This window comes from Oscillibacter valericigenes (genome assembly GCF_016902445.1).
In the GTDB taxonomy this organism is placed as follows: Bacteria; Bacillota; Clostridia; order Oscillospirales; family Oscillospiraceae; genus Oscillibacter; species Oscillibacter avistercoris.
The window spans coordinates 86,464-102,376 of sequence record NZ_JACSNX010000001.1 but is presented as its reverse complement, the minus strand read 5'-3'; the positions used below and the strand labels follow the sequence as shown (position 1 = coordinate 102,376).

Annotated in this window: 10 protein-coding genes and 1 tRNA gene; 6 read left to right on the top strand and 5 right to left on the bottom strand. The window is 58.1% G+C overall.

Annotation, left to right across the window (positions count from 1 at the left end; all coding sequences use genetic code 11):
- Nucleotides 1-137: 137 nt before the first annotated feature.
- The 4 genes from H9X91_RS00485 (at nt 138) to H9X91_RS00470 (ending at nt 10,008) form a co-directional block, all read left to right on the top strand.
- On the top strand, nt 138-8,429 hold the full coding sequence (locus H9X91_RS00485; RefSeq protein WP_204801445.1) for a Cna B-type domain-containing protein: 8,292 nt from the start codon (nt 138-140) through the stop codon (nt 8,427-8,429).
- Between the two features lie 177 nt (nt 8,430-8,606).
- Nucleotides 8,607-8,682: transfer RNA gene (locus tag H9X91_RS00480), tRNA-Pro, on the top strand.
- Between the two features lie 194 nt (nt 8,683-8,876).
- A complete protein-coding gene (locus H9X91_RS00475) occupies nt 8,877-9,674 on the top strand; it encodes a hypothetical protein (RefSeq protein WP_204801444.1) in 798 nt (265 codons plus the stop codon).
- Between the two features lie 40 nt (nt 9,675-9,714).
- Nucleotides 9,715-10,008, top strand: a complete 294-nt coding sequence (locus H9X91_RS00470) for a hypothetical protein (protein ID WP_204801443.1) — start codon at nt 9,715-9,717, stop codon at nt 10,006-10,008.
- Nucleotides 10,009-10,064: 56 nt separating this feature from the next.
- Here the strand turns inward: H9X91_RS00470 and H9X91_RS00465 are convergent, their stop codons facing one another.
- From H9X91_RS00465 to H9X91_RS00445, 5 genes are all read right to left on the bottom strand, one after another.
- On the bottom strand, nt 10,065-11,150 hold the full coding sequence (locus H9X91_RS00465; protein WP_204801442.1) for an iron-containing alcohol dehydrogenase: 1,086 nt from the start codon (nt 11,148-11,150) through the stop codon (nt 10,065-10,067).
- A 159-nt stretch (nt 11,151-11,309) separates the two neighbouring features.
- Entirely contained in the window at nt 11,310-11,885 is a 576-nt protein-coding gene (locus tag H9X91_RS00460) for a hypothetical protein (RefSeq protein ID WP_204801441.1), read from the bottom strand.
- The gene (locus tag H9X91_RS00455; protein WP_338111892.1) at nt 11,882-12,913 is read right to left on the bottom strand and encodes a HAMP domain-containing sensor histidine kinase; all 1,032 of its coding nucleotides are present in this window, start codon (nt 12,911-12,913) and stop codon (nt 11,882-11,884) included. Before H9X91_RS00455 ends, H9X91_RS00460 begins: the two co-directional genes overlap by 4 nt.
- Nucleotides 12,914-12,975: 62 nt before the next feature.
- Nucleotides 12,976-13,647: a response regulator transcription factor gene (locus tag H9X91_RS00450; protein WP_204801439.1), complete on the bottom strand. Its 672-nt coding sequence runs from the start codon at nt 13,645-13,647 to the stop codon at nt 12,976-12,978.
- Nucleotides 13,622-14,344 carry a cation diffusion facilitator family transporter gene (locus H9X91_RS00445; protein ID WP_204801438.1) on the bottom strand — a complete coding sequence of 241 codons (723 nt, stop codon included), beginning with the start codon at nt 14,342-14,344 and terminating at the stop codon, nt 13,622-13,624. Before H9X91_RS00445 ends, H9X91_RS00450 begins: the two co-directional genes overlap by 26 nt.
- Nucleotides 14,345-14,734: 390 nt before the next feature.
- On the opposite strand from H9X91_RS00445, the gene H9X91_RS14765 reads away from it, so the two are divergent.
- Together H9X91_RS14765 and H9X91_RS00435 are read left to right on the top strand one after the other, a co-directional pair.
- Nucleotides 14,735-14,917: a cupin domain-containing protein gene (locus H9X91_RS14765; RefSeq protein ID WP_204801435.1), complete on the top strand. Its 183-nt coding sequence runs from the start codon at nt 14,735-14,737 to the stop codon at nt 14,915-14,917.
- A 35-nt stretch (nt 14,918-14,952) separates the two neighbouring features.
- Nucleotides 14,953-15,753, top strand: a complete 801-nt coding sequence (locus H9X91_RS00435; protein ID WP_338111891.1) for a heparan-alpha-glucosaminide N-acetyltransferase — start codon at nt 14,953-14,955, stop codon at nt 15,751-15,753.
- Nucleotides 15,754-15,913 lie beyond the last annotated feature (160 nt).

The window sequence follows — 15,913 nt, the reverse complement described above, 5'->3', positions numbered from 1 at the left end:
CGGATGCCGCCGGAGAACGCGGAAGCAGACGCGGTGGCTGGTGCGCCTCCGCGGTGAAACGTTTTTGGGAGAGGTGAGGATTCATGCTGTACGAAGGCAAACGACTGCAGAAGGGAAAAGTGCCCCGGAAGCGAGGCATGCCGAAAAAAAGCGGCAGGCGCCTGCTCAGCGGCCTGCTGGCACTGGTGCTGTGCCTGACCCTGGTGCCGGTGATCTATGCGGATACGGTAGTGAGCGTGAAAAGCTGGCATGATGCCGGAGACTTTGAAGAGAAGACGCTCTATTGGGTGGACAACAACGACGAGGAAAGCAGGCGCCCCGCGGCGGAGGACTACCAGCCCCTGCTGTATTTCCGGATCGAGGGCGAGGATTGGAAAGCCCTGGAAGAGGATACCTGTTCCGACGTCGGCCTGTCCAGCGTTCCGCAGATGACCGTTGTGGATAACGGGAACAACACGTACACGGTCTCCGTCCCGGATCATAGGCTGCCGGCGGAGATCATCCGTGAGGATGAATTCGGGGCCGAAAGCGAGCCGCTTGCCGTGGAGTGGGCGCTGGGCCCCGCAGGGAGCGGCGGAGAAGAGGAAACGGATTACTTCGGCAGCTATATTCCCGTTGATGTCAACCAGGACAACGTGGAGGACTACCCCTCCGCGAAAGACCAGCTTGGCTGGTACTATGTGCTGACAGACGAGTTCAGCTTTGACGTCCAGCTCCGCCAGGGGGACCGGACCGCGGCGGATGGCATCACAGATGCCCTTTATCAGACCTTCCTGTTCTCAGTGGATACGGGATATGATGCGACCACGGCTACATATCTGTTGGATACCATTCGTGAAGTGCTGGATGTCAATTCGGATGTGGGAGCGGACTCGGGCGATCCCAGCGGCACCATCACCATTTCCGGCCTGTGGAAGTACAACCTGGACGGCAGCCGCATCGAATACTCCGTGGAGGAGGCTCCGAACGGCGACGGCCGGCTGGACGCGGATGACGGGATCCCAGGCAATGTGCTGGATGCGGGGGACTGGTTCCAGATCTCCTATGACAACTCCGGGGCGCCCAACGTGGGCTCTGAGGTGGACAAGGTCTACGACGGCGGCATCCTGTACCTGACCCTCACGGGCACCAAGGATTACTCCGCCACCAAGGTCTGGGAGGACCAGGCGGACTCCAGTCACCGGCCGGACGGTGAGCTGCAGCTCTGGCGCTACCGGGCCGGGCAGAGCTATACCACTGCCGCTCCCGTCCGGGACGACAGCGGCAGCGTCATGACGATATCGCTCGACAAACAGGACACCCAGGAGATCACCTTCGAGGACCTGCCCAAGTACGACGCGGAGGGCTACGAGTATATCTATGTGGTCCGGGAGTATCTCACCGGCGACGACGCCGGCCGCTACACCCAGGTGCTGGGCGCTGTGGATGCAAACGGCGATGTGTCGGATACCATCTGGGTGCTGGGCAGCAACGGCAGGCTGCAACAGCTGATCGGCGAAGCGGCCGATGCGGAAAGAGCGGAAAACGATACATATCTCTACAACGGCGGCACCCTCTCCAACAAGCTCTCCGGCACGGTGACGGTGGACGCTACCAAGATCTGGAAGGCGGCGGCCTTCCAGTCGGAGCTGGAGGACGTGCAGGTGGAGCTGACGCTCCAGTCCCGGCCGAAGGGCAGCACGGATGATGACGCCTGGGAGAATACCGACATCACCAAGACCCTGGGCGGCGGTGGAGAGAATGGGAGCTTTTCGGCGGAGAACCTGGGCGGGCTCTCCGTCAGCGAAAGCGTGCCCAAATACGACAACCAGGGCCGGGAGCTGGAATACCGCTGGGTGGAGACGGCGGTCTATGAGGGAGAGAGTGGGAATCTCCTGGAGGGCGACTCCTTCACGCTGACCAGCGGCGGCAGCCGTGGGGAAGTCCGGTATCAGGTGACCTATCAGCAGAACGACAACGGCACGGTCATCACCAATGCCGTCAGCAACCGGATCGACTACACTGTGGAGAAGGTGTGGGAACCGGACGGTGAGTCGAATCCAAAACATGAGGTGACCTTCGCCCTCTACCGCACCATCGGCGAGCAGTCGCTGACGGAAGACTGCAAAGTCCTCACGTTTGAGATGGACGAGGAAGGCGCGTTTGTAGAGAGTTCCATTGAACACGGTGATGCGTACAACGACGAGATCGACAAGGAGATCACCATTTCCGGTAAAAACTGGGAAGCCCTCCTAAACAGCCTCCCGGAATACGACGAAGAGGGCCGCCGGTACGAGTACCTGATCCTGGAAGTGGGCGGAAGTCCCACCTATGAGACCACCATCGACAGCGAGACCGGCGACTACACCACCATTGTCACCAACGGCCTGGGCGCCGGCGAACGGATCCTGGTCCAGAAGAACTGGGTGGATGACAGCGACACCGCCCATCGGGAGCCGGTGGAGGTGACGGTGTACGATGCGCAAACAAATGGGAAAATCGATTCCGTTATTCTTGGTGACACTGCAGGGGAAAGTCAGGACCCCGTCTGGTACGAATGGGTCGCGCTCCCGGAGGACATCAAAGCAGCAGATGTCTATATCCGGGAGACCGGGATTGGGGCAGGCGGAAAAGTGGAGCTAAGCCAAGATGCGGACGGAAGCTTCCGCGACAAAGTGACTGGCGAAAACCACACCTACGAAGCTACCTATGACAGCGAGAACGTTGCGAATGAGATCGTGTGGACCGTCACCAACCGCCGTCTGGGCAACGTGGACCTGACCGTCGTCAAGGACTGGCGGGACGGCAACGGAGAGGGCGTGGACGCCCTTCGGACAGCCATGGCGGGCACCGGCCTCACCCTGGCGGTGAAGCTGGAGATCTCCGCCAGCGATGACGCGGAAAACGCATTTCGGATCTATGATGACGAACAGGGAAACGGACACGTGACGCTCGGCGGCGAGGACGTTCCGATCAAGGATAACGAGGACCAGCCGGTTTCCTCCGTCCAGCCGATCCTCACTGCAGACGAGGAGTATCATGAGATCTATTTCCACAACCTTCCCAAGTACGACACCAACGGCACCGTGGTCCGCTATACGGTGGAGGAGGTCTGGCTACATAACGGGGAAGAAATCGCACTGTCTGAACTTCAGACGATTTCCCCGGACGTCTACGCCCTGTGGAGCACCTACACCCGGTCGGTGGAGGAGACCTCCTATGACGCAAACGACGGCGCACTAGAGAACGACACCCAGGAGATCACCCTCACCAACACCCGCACCGGCGTGACGGATGCCGTCTGGTACAAGGAGTGGCACGACGTCTACATGTATGAGGCCGGCAGCCGCCCGGACATCTACCTGGACATCTACCAGACCGTGCATACCAGTGAGACGGAGACGGAGACGGAGACAGAGACCCAGCTGATCTACCCCAGCTACCGCTGGACGGACGAGGGCCTGCTCCCGCCGGAGACAGAGGAGCCCGATGCTGGCGGAAATGCCGGCGGCTCCGAGGGTGAGGCATCTGAGACACCGGCCGAAGCGTCTGGAGACACGGCCCAGCAGTATGTCTGGCAGGCCCTGCTGGAAGACCTGCCCAAATACGACGCGTACGGCTTTGAGATCGTCTACTCAGCGGTGGAGCGCACCAATGTGAATGCCTCCGAGTTTGACTACGCCATCGCCGAATACTGGTGGGAGGGGACCCGTCTGGGCACCCGGAACGAGGCCGATGAAGGGAGCGAAAGCATATACACAGCGCATACCACGGCTTTGACAGGGCAGACAGAAGATTATGCCAGATACGCCCTGAACGCCGGCGGCACCTTTGTCAACCGCCTGGACAAGCCCCTGACCATCGAGGGACGGAAGCTCTGGACCAACCTGCCCGCCGGCTATCCGGCGGAGGACCTGCCCACCGTGACCTTTGCCCTGTACCAGCGGGAGCGGGGCGGCGCGTATGACTTTGACGCGGAGCCCATCGCCACGCTGACCATCAGCGACTGGTCCGGGCTGAACAACTACACCTTCCAGATCCTGTACGTGGGCGAGAACATCATCGGCAGCAGCGGAACGGTCCAGCCGGAAACTCAGGACCAGCAGCGTCTTCCCAAATACACGCCGGAGGGCCGCCTGTATGAGTACACCCTGCGGGAGACCGGCATTACAGGCACCGACGGCACCTCCCTGGTGGATGACGGGAGCACAGACACGGACATCCCCCTTTTCGAGATGCGCCAGCCCTCCAACACCTTCCAGGCGGAGAACGTGTACAACAGTCCCACGGGCAGCCTGTCGGTGAAGAAGATTTTGGAGCTGCCCACAGACGGGGAGGGAGACCCCATCGCCTATCCCGCCGTGCGCTTCCATCTGTACCGTACGTATACAAAAAACAGTGGAGAGCCGTCTGAACAGGAACTGGTGCAGACCATCACATGGTCTTCCCAGGACGTGCGGGAGGCCTATCAGGAGCAAGAACAAGCGACCGTGGAAAAGACCCTCACCTTTGAGGGCCTGGCTCAGTACGCCCCCAACGGCTCGGAATATGTGTATCAGATCGAGGAGGACCAGGATTTCCTGGGCGGCTATGAGACCAAGTGCGGCCGGGGTGATCTGGACGCAGACAGCGAGGCCCTTCAAAACGGAGCCGCTGTTGAGGATCTGCTGCCTGATGAAGACAGGAACGCTGATGCCACCTTCTGGAACCGGCGGGAGGACCCCCAGACGGAGTTCGTCACTCTGACGGGCACCAAGGTCTGGCAGGACTTTGACAATGCCTTCGGCCTGCGGCCGGATGGACCTTACGTACAAATCGAGAATGGGGACTGGGTCCCCGTGATCCGGCTCGTCGTGACCCGCAGCGCCGCCGCCCAGGAGGGGCAGGAGGCCCCCAACATTACGGAGATCCTGGAAGAGGGCACAGACTACACCGTCACATGGACCCAGGAGGACGACGGCACATGGACCTACCAAATCTGGGGCATAGGGGACCCGGGCATTGATGATCCTCAATATCCCGCCGAGCCCGGAGAACCCGAAACTCCGACTGATCCTCAGACGGATCCCGCCCCGAAAGATCCGGACGTGAGCGAGCCTCCCTCCACGGGAGAAAATGACCAGAGCGAAACTCCCACGGCAGCGGAGGGCAACGACCAGACCGCGGGTTCGGAAGAGGAGGCCGCGCAGCCCCCGGAGCCGGAGGGCAGCCTCAGCGCCGCCAGCCTGCACAGCGATCCGGCGGATGCGGGCGGCTCCGGCAGCGAAGAGGACACGACGCCGGGAGACGGCTCTGATATCACACCGGACCCGACGGAGGACCCGGAGACCGATCCCGGGGAAGAGCCCCCCGCACCGGCGCAGACGGAGCTGGAGAAATGGGCCCCCAACGGCGCCCGGTGGGTGTACTCCGTGAAAGAAGAGCTGAACTCTGATCTGCCGGATGATCTGGAAGAGCAGTATAAGATCTATTTCAATAACCAGACGGCGAGCGAAGCGTCCGCTGAGGATGACACCATCACCATGGCGAATCTGACCAACTCGCTGGAGACCTCCGCCCGCTTCGAGAAGAAGTGGGTGGGCAGTGACGGCCAGTCGATCACCGCCGACTACATGGGTCTGGGTGAGATGTCCGTGACCTTCACGCTGTATGTCAAAGCGGGAGAGAAAGGAATATGGCAGCCGGCGGAAGAGTATTTTGAAAATATGGATTCCGGCTTATATAGCCAAATTTTTGGTGAGGACTATCAATTTACACAAACACTGGGAAACCGCCACATCTACGACTCCTGGACCGGCACATTCCAGCATCTGCCCCGGGTAATGAAGACAGCTGACGGATTCGTGGAGCTGTCCTATCGTGTGGCGGAGACAAATCTCACCTATCACAACGGTGGGGACACGGTTAATGTCTCGATTACCGTAACTGTTGAGGGTGATACGTTTACCTATACAGTCAATGACAGTCTCTTCACAGGCGTCACGGGGGATTATGCTACTTCTACCAGCGAACTCACCAACCAGCTGGCGACGACCTCGCTGAAGGTGCAGAAGGTCTGGGCGAACGACCGGAACAACGCCTACGGCACCCGCCCCGACACGGACGAGGAGGGCATGACCTGGGAGACCAGCTTCCTGATCCAGCGGACGACAGCGGCGACTCTGGCCGAAGAAGACTGGCAGGCAGTCCAGGTGACCGGCGACAACGGCCAGACGCAGGACCTGGTCGTGACGCTCACCGGGACGAGCAGCGACAGCGAAAAGGAGTACACTCTCTCAGGCCTGCCGCAAAAGGCATCTCCCGATCAAATCTATACCTACCGTGCCGTGGAGCTCCAGCCGGAGTACAAAACGGCAGGAGAAGGATCATCTTTGCATGACTATATAGTTGAAAATGAGGGCCAGTACAACACCGCCTACACCGCGACATATGCGTATGATGATGGATCCACAGGTGGAGATCCCGACAATGGATCCACCGAAGAGGGCTTCATCACCACGGTGACCAACACCATGAGCACCACCAAGGTCTACGCCAGCAAGAGCTGGGAGCCCGCCGAAGAGACCGGCGTCCCGGTCACGCTGAAGCTACAGTACATGACCGCCCCGGCTGCAGAGGGCGCAGAGGCGACCTGGCAGGAGATGGCTTCCGTAAAGGTGACGGTGGATGGGACGAAGGATGCATTCTCTCCCTCCAAGCCCTATTACGAGTACGATGCATGGAAGGCCGTCTGGGAGGATCTCCCGGCCCGGATGCCCGGAAGCTACCTGGGAGAAAATGGGACCACCCAGTACCGCGTGGTCGAGGAGACCAGCGGCAGCTATGTCCTGGTGAACAGCGATACAGGAGAAGTGCTTGGCGAGGATGGAAAGACGACCTATCCCGAATTCCAGTTCACCAACAAGGCCATCACCTCCCTGACCGTCCTCAAGCAATGGCATACCACAGCGGACAAGATCGCGGACAGCATCACCGTCCAGCTCTGGCGGACCACGAATAAGAATTTGGTGGGACAGACAGAGGGCGATGTCGAGAAAGTCGCGGGTAAGACAGCGATCCTGTCCGCCGCCAACAACTGGAAGGTTGTGTTCGATCAGCTGGACAAAGTCAATGAGCAAAACGAGAAGTACTATTATTACGCCATAGAAGAAGGAGACTCCGGCAGCGGGATCGAGGTGAAATACGACCACGGTGAACCGGACGAAAATACGGTGGCCTTCACCACGACCATCATCAACAAGGGCTTCACGGACATCACGGTCACCAAGACGTGGCAGGATGACAACGACGCCCAGGACCTCCGCCCGGATACGCTGAAGCTGACGCTGTACCGGAAAACGGCAGTGACAGAGCAGGAGAAGGTAGACGAGGTGACCCTGTCCGCGGAAGAAGCCCAGAGCGGGAATTCCAATGTCTGGACATATACCTTCCAGGATCTCCCGGACACGGACGAAAATGGAAACCTCTATACCTACCGGGTAGAGGAGGCGCCTGTCTCGGGCTATACCGAATCCCGGACAGATGATTTGGATCTGGTCAACACCCTGGGGGACGAGGACACGGAAGTTCAGATCCAGGGCGAAAAGACCTGGGTGGGAGACGACCCGGCAAAGCGCCCGGCATCCATCACCGTGATCCTCTTGCAGAACGGCACAGAGGTCAAACGGCAGGAGGTCCAGCCGAACGAAGACGGCAAGTGGACCTACGATTTCGGCAGCTGGCCTGTCTACGACGACAGCGGCCGGGCCTACACCTACACGGTGCAGGAGGAACCGGTCGATGGCTACGGCACCCAGGTGAATGGCTATGACATCGTCAACGGCCAAGGCGGCCTGACCGTCACCAAGCAGGTGTACAGCGGCGACAAGACGAGGGAGTTCCGCTTCACGGTCACCCTCAGTGACAAGACCGTCAACGGCACCTATGGAGACATGACCTTCATCGACGGCGTGGCGGAGTTCACCCTGAAAGACGGGGAGAGCAAGACTGCCGCAGGGCTGCTCCCCGGTATCCGCTACACTGTGACCGAGGAGCGGGTGAGCGGCTACGGCATCCGCGTCGAGGGCAGCAACCCCGGCACGATCCCGTTCGGGGACACGGCGGAAGTGCTGGTCATCAACTACGATGACACCACCCCGCCGCCGGATCCCAAACCGGACCCGGATCCTGATCCAGACCCGGACCCCACGCCGGATCCTGACCCTGATCCGGATCCGACACCCGACCCGGATGAGACGCCGGACCCCGACATCCCGGATACGCCGGATGAGCCGGATACGCCGGATGAGCCGGATACGCCGGATGAACCGGACACCCCGGAGGAGCCGGACGACTCCGTCCACACAGGTGATGATGCCCAGCTTGCGCTGTATCTGACACTGCTGGCAGCATCGCTGGCCGGTGCGGCGGCAGTTATCTTCCTGGGCCGGAGAGGCAGAAAGAAAGAGTAACAGGCGATTCTGACAGAAAAAGCAGAGCCGGGGGACACGATTTTCGTGTCCCCCGGTTTCCGGGCAGGTTTAGATTCAGATGAGAAACCCACTTCCACACTTGACAGCGGCCAAAAAATTCCGTATAATAGACTACGCTGTCGCGAGGGCAGGGAAAGCTCTTAGAGGCAGACATATCCGGGTGTAGCGCAGTTGGTAGCGCGCTTGGTTCGGGACCAAGAGGCCGTGGGTTCAAATCCCGCCACTCGGACCAAACAATGATAATCCGAACTACATTATCCAAGTGGGTAATGTGTTCGGATTTATCATTTCTATTGAGAATGTTCTTTAATTCGTCAAGGGTGGCGCAACTTAGCGCCGCCCTTGACCTTTTTCCTAAATTCTGCTATATTTTTACATGACAGAACTCGACTTTCTCTCAATCAAGATTAGTTTGGGGTGATTGCTGTGAAACGTTTTGCCTTTCTTCTGAACTTTCTGTTGCTTATTTGGCTGTGTGGTTGTTCGGCTAGTCCGGCTATTGAGACTTTAAATAACTGGTCCTTCCAATACAACGAAGGAACTGATGATTACAGTGTATTTTTTGAATTAAGAGATAAATCAGGCAATTCTATATCGGCCGATGTTGATGTGGATATTCGGATTGTTAACGATAGAGACGAGGAAGTGTTCAGAGGTACACGTTCTGTTTCGCCAGATGATTTTGGCTATTATACAAGCCAAGCCCAGGGCGAACAATATCTTGCCAATATAAGAATCCCTACTTCTGAAATTAATCCCGGTGCAGATTCAAGTGGTAAAGTTTATTTGACAGTTTACAAAGCAGATGTTGTCGCTTTTGATGAAGTAAATTGTGATGCTTTCTATTGCCTCCCCATAAAAGATATTCAGTTAGAATCTGGGCCATTTCCCATTGAGTTAAATGTGAAAGGTTTTGACGGATCAATTACATCCAAACTTCAAATAGACGATGTAACCTATGAATGTGAAACGGGCTATACGCCAACACTGACAGTAACTATTTCCGGCACAAAAACTTATAGCAACAATAATTCAATTTTTAGTTCTGGTTACGATGTAATCAGTTATAAATTGTATGATAGTGAAAACTATATGGTTGATTCGGGGAGTGTATATCTTAACTCGTTGAATCAAGGAGATAAATTTAAAGATGAATCTATCATCATTTATGATCTGATTCCGGGAGAAATATATACGCTAAAATTTGCTGAATATGAGTTCTAAGAACAATTAAAAGTATAGTATGTTTATAGGAGGGAGAAAAATGTATAAACTCACCCCTCTTCAAAAAGAGACAATGGCATTTTTGAAAGCACAAATAGACGAGGCCAGATCGCATTCTATCAATTTTGAAAATATGGGAAAAGAAAATTATGCAAATGCGCAAAAAATTTTGGAGGCGCAAAAGGGTATTGTTTATACGCCAGGCGGAAATGTGACGGTACGTACATTAAGAAAATTGGAGAATGTTGGTCTTATCAAAATATTAGAAGATAATTCTGGAATAGGTACTGGATTTGGGGCTTTTCCCTCTAAAGTAAAGGTGTTAAATTACTAAAGCAGAATTATTGGACAAAGGCGGGAGCATCGCTTTAGATGTTCCCGCCTTGTGTGTTAACCCTGTTTTACTTTGTCCTTTTCCTGTTGTGCTTTCCACTCTGCAAACTCCCGCTGCCCTTCCTCGCTCTCAAAAAAGGCTTGAATTTTGGGGAGTAGGATACGGGCCAGGGCGTCCACCGCCGCCTCGGCCCCCTCCACCCCAAAGACCGCCCGGCCCAGCCGGGCGAATTTCTCCGGGGCGTCCTTCACAATGTGCCGGTAGTAAGCCGGGTGGAGCACCGCCAGCCCCTGACCGTGGTTGCAGTCGGTGTAGGCCCCCAGCTGGTGCTCCATCTGGTGGCACTCAAAGTCGGTGACCCGGCCTACCTTCAAAATGCCGTTCTCCGCCATGGCGGAGGTCCACATCAGGTTGCTGCGGGCGGTGTAATCGTCAATATCCTGGAGCAGTGCGCGCATGTTGGTGACGGTGCTGTGCATGACGGCCAGGGCCACCTCGTCGGAGACGTTGTCCCGGTCGGAGCGGCCAAAATAAGTCTCCATGGCATGGCTCAGGGTGTCAAAGGCGCCGGAGAGCACCTGCATCCGGGGCAGGCTCATGGTGTATTCCGGGTCCAGAATGGCGAACCGGGGCGCGGCGGCGAACATGCCGCCCTTGATCTTGGCGTCCTCGTTGGTGATGACGGCGCCGCCGTTCATCTCCGCCCCGGTGCCGGAGGCGGTGACCACCGCTCCCAGGGGAATGGGGGTGATCGTGGGGGCCTTGTGCCGGACCATCTCCAGGTCCCACAGGTCCTCGTCCGTGACGGCCTGGGCGCAGACGATCTTGCAGCAATCCACTACACTGCCGCCGCCCACCGCCAGGATCAGGTCGATCTTGTGCTCCCGGGCCAGCTTTGCCCCTTCCCGCACCTTGGCGAAGGTGGGGTTGGACATGATGCCGGTGAACTCCGTGACGGTCTTGCCGGCAGCTTTCAAAATACCGGTGATCTCCTCATAGACGCCGTTTTTTTTGATGGACCCGCTGCCGTAGGCCAGCAGCACATTGGGGCCATAGGCCGCCAGGATGCCGGGCAGATGCTGTCCGGCCGCCCCCTTGCCGAAATAGACCTTTGTAGGATATTCATAGACGAAGTTTTCCATAAAAGACGCTTGAGAAATGTGAAAAATGCGGACGCCGGAGGCAGACAGAAGCAAGATCGGACCGCGGGGGTTTTTCTGGCCCCCGCCTGGGTTTCTTCAAAAAATCAAACGGGCGGGACGCTGTGTACACAGCGTCCCGCCCGTCTGTTCCCGCCAAAGTCAAGGCAGCAGCCGGCTGCCTTTCTGACAGATATCGTTGATCTCATCATATGTCTGCTCGATCAGCGGCTCTATCTGAACCGTTTTTCTCCGCACCACGGCCCGGTACAGAAAGTATGGGAGGATCCACCCCAGAAATCCGGGGACCGCCAGGAGGATCATCAGCCATAGGTTGGGCGGCGTGGACACCGCCGCAAAGGTGGAGCCGGCAATCAAGGCGGTGCCAAGAATGCCCACAGTCAGCGCCGCAATCATCCCCTGTGTCCGTTTGGCCCGCTCCAGCGCCTTCAGTTCGGCGACACAGCTGTCAAAATTGCGCTGGAGCCGGGTCAGCTCCACCTTGCTGCGGATGCTCCTGACGCGGCGGAAGTACAGCGTGACGGCATCTTTTTCACCGGCTCCCCCGGAACGGACGTGGACTCCCCTGCGTCCGTGCTGCTCATAGTTGGGGTCCTCCTCCCAGCCGAAGCACGGATAGCTGTCCAGACAGAGGGAGACGTACTCCCTGGGCACTGAGATCTCACGGTATTCATAGCCGGTGTAGCCGGCCCCTGCCTGTCTGCGTTCCTCTGTCATTGCGCACCATGTCCTTCACTCTGTTTTTCCCGATCCATCAGGATGGGGAGACGCACTGTGAATGTCGTTCCCCTCCCCTCCTCGCTGTCCACGGAGATCTCGCCGTCCATCATCTGCAGAACGCGCAGAGCCAGGGACAGCCCCAGGCCGTTCCCCTCCGCGGCGTGAGAGGTATCCCCCTGATAAAACTTGTCAAAAATATGTCTCTGTGCCCCTTCCGATATCCCGCATCCGGTGTCGGATACCGCCACAAAAACGGCGTGCCCGTCCGAGGTCTGGCGCAGCGTGACTGCCCCTCCCGGCTCGGTAAATTTGAAGGCGTTGGACAGCAGGTTGTTCCAGACCAGCTCCATGAGGCTGGCGTCCGCCTGAATGACGGCCCGGTCCTCCAGCTCGGCGTCAAATTCGATCCCCTTCTCCTCCCAGACCGGTTCAAAGGCCAGCGCGCACTCGCTCAGCTGGCGGCACAGGTCGTAGGTCTCCCGTCGGGGCGTGATCTGCTGGCTCTCCAGCTTGTTGAGCTTCAGAATGTTGGTGATCAGCTCCGAGAGCTGGCGGGTGCTGTCCTGGATGGCGGCCAGATAGGCGTCCCGCTCCGACGGGGACAGGCCGGGCCGCTGGAGCAGCTGGGTATAGTTCTGGATGGCCGCCAGGGGCGTCTTGATCTCATGGGACACGTTGGCAATAAAATCCGTGCGCATGGTCTCAATGCTGCCCAGCTCCGCCACCATTTGATTAAAATCCAGAAACATGAGGTCCAGATAGTCGTGGCGGTTGGAGGTGTGGAGGGGCGGGATATAGACGGAAAAATCCCCGTGGGCCACCTTGTCCGCCGCCTTGGCCAGTTCCTTCATGGGCTTGTCATAGGTCTTTACGATCTGGTGCCGGGTAAACAGCGTCAGCCCCACCGCCACCAACGTCCAGTAGGCGGTGGGGATCAGGATCTGCACGGCGGTGTGCCAGTGGGGATTTTCATTGATCAGGGTGACAAGCCCGATGTGGATGCCGGACATCAGAAGCAGCGTCACCAAGTAAAGTCCAAACAGGGAAGGCGGAAACCGGGACTCCAGCCTTCTTCGCGCCCGCGTCTTCATTTCAGCACCGCCTTATAGCCCAATCCCCGAATCGTCTTGATCTCAAAGGCGGGGCAGGCAGAAAACTTGTCCCGCAGCTTGGTGATGTAGACGTCCACCGCCCGCAGGCCCGTGCCGCTCTCGATCCCCCAGAATTCATCCATCAGCTGGGAGCGGGAGAAGGCGTGGTTGGGATAGGAGAGCAGTTTGTACAGGATGTTGAACTCCCGGGTGGTCACGGGGATCTCCACCCCATCCAGAGCGGCGGTCAGGCCGTCCGCGTCCAGCACCAGGCCGCCCACCGTCAGCTTTCGGCTGGCCTCAATATTGGCCCGGCGCAGCAGCGCCCGCACCCGCAGCCGCAGCTCGCTGAAGTCGATGGGCTTCACCATGTAGTCATCAATGCCCAGATCAAATCCCTTCTGTTTGGCCGGCAGGTCGTCCCGCGCCGACATAAACAGAATGGGAATGGTCTTGTTCAGCCCCCGGATTGTCTCGGCAAACTCAAAGCCGTCTGTTCCGGGCATCATAATGTCTGAGATGATCAGGTCAAAGAGCTGGCTGTACATGGCGTCATAGGCCGCCTCCGCGCTGAGGCAGCCCTTGGCCTCATAGCCGCAGTCATTGAGATACGTACAAGCCGCCTGGTTCAGCTTCGGGTCGTCATCCACCACCAGTATCCGGATCATAACTTATGTCCCCCATTTCATTTGTTTCCCTGCGCCGCAGCTTTCCAATGCGCCAGAGCATGAAGACTCCCAGCAGCGCCGCGCAGGTCCCGCTGAACATCCCCATCAGCGCGTTCACGGCGGGATCATGGTGTTCCCCGCCGGCAAAGGAGAGAATGGCAGACTGCGTCAGAACCAGAGAGATGAGCGCAGCCGCCAGATTGATGGTCTTGATGGCGTGAAGCAGCGGGGTGCGGTTCTTTCGGTTGGCAATCATTCCGTATAAATTGACGCCGATCTCAGCGAAGATGAAGGTGGCTATGGCCAGAGCCACATACATGTGATAGGAGACCTCTTTGGGATGAAAGAAGCTCCACACGGAATAACAGATATACAGCAGACTGGCGGCGATCAGGATCATCCCCGACCGGCGGTAATAGCCGTACTGCTGTCCGGCATCCTGTGTCCGGATCGCACCCGCCAGGGCACAGTAGCGTGCCAGCACCATCCCAAGGGTATACAGCCCGTTGATGCACACAAAGACTGATAATGAGAGGATGCCCGATGCGATCTTGCCCAGTCCCAGCAGGATATTGCCCACACCGGAGATCCCGGCCAGATGGAGCGTTCTGCTGTCGGAGGCGCCATAAGCGCGGTGGATCGCGCGGCTGTTCGACCTCATAAGACGAAGTCCGTTCTTCAACGGGTTCTTGAACATCCTGCCCCCTCCTGAAAACACTTGGAGAACTGTACCCCTATACATAGCACCCGATTGTTTGCGTTTTGTTAAAAAAGCAGGCTCGAACAAAAAAATTTCAGCTGCTCTGGTAAAGCCGCGGGCGCGGGAAAGGGGAGCATGGGATCGGTGGCAGAACGATCTCCTCCGGCCATGGCCCATGACGCAATCATAAATAGAACCGGTCCCGCTTGTCAAGCTGAAGCAGCCCCCCGGACCAGTGTTCCTGAGGGTAAGAGGCTGTCTCCCGAAAATGTGCTTGGGATCCGGCCTGGCCGCAGATTTTGACGGAGGAAAACAGAGACGGTGCGGATGACAAAGATGACGGCATGAAGGATATCCGACAATTGACAATCTCCGCCGGAACCTGCTATGATAAACAAAATCGTATGTTCAGAGACGTGGAACGGAAAAACTTACACGCTGCAAGAGGGGGATTCCCTTTACATTGACTCGTCCAAGCCGCACCGCTGGAAAAACGCCGGAGAGAAAAAGATGGTCGTTTTGGCGGCGCTGATCCCCTCCAAATCGTGGCCGCCGCTGGCGGATTACTGACGGGGCGGAAGCGGCCCTGCGAGAAAACGGCACCTGTGAGGAAGGGGGGAGACGCTGTGGACTACGGCGGGACTGCGGCGGTGCTTCGGAGACCGCAGCGCCGGATCGCCGCGCTGGACGCGCTGCGGGGACTGAACCTGCTGAGCATGATCGCCTATCACACCTGCTGGGATCTGGTGTATCTGTTCGGCATGGACTGGAGCTGGTACCGGGGCACCGGCGCGTACATCTGGCAGCAGAGCATCTGCTGGACGTTCATCCTGTTGTCCGGCTTCTGCTGGCCCATGGGACGGCGTCCCCTCCGCCGGGGGCTGACGGTGTTTGCCTGCGGCTGGATCATCACGCTGGTGACGGTGATTTTCATGCCGGACGAGCAGATCTGGTTCGGCGTGCTGACGCTGATCGGGTCCTGCATGCTGCTGCTGATCCCCCTGGAAAGGGGACTGCGGTATGTGCCGGCAGGAGCGGGTCTGGCGGTCAGCGCGGCGCTCTTTGCCCTGCTGCGGAATGTGAACCGGGGGACCCTGGGGGTTGAGGGACTGGTGCTGGGCACGGTGCCGGCGGAGCTGTACCGGAACGATCTGACGGCGTATCTGGGGTTTCCCGGGCCGGGCTTTTTCTCCACCGACTACTTCTCGCTGCTCCCCTGGCTGTTCCTCTTTCTGGCGGGGTACTTTCTCCATCGGCTCTGTGCTCCGGCGCTGGAGCGGGCGGATCCGGACATCCTCCGGTGCCGACCGCTGTGTGCCCTTGGCCGATGGTCGCTTCCGGTGTACATGATCCACCAGCCGGTGGTCTACGGCGTACTGACGCTCTTTGCTGCGCTGATGCGGTGAGACCGCGGCGGCGCGGCGGCCGCCCTCTTCGGGGGCGGCTTTTTTGCGCAGCGGCGGACCGTCAATCTGGCGAAATTCTCCGGGCTTTCAACGGGAAAACAAGGCAGGTAAACGATTGACATAAAATCAATTACATGGTTTAATGAACATACTGTGAAAT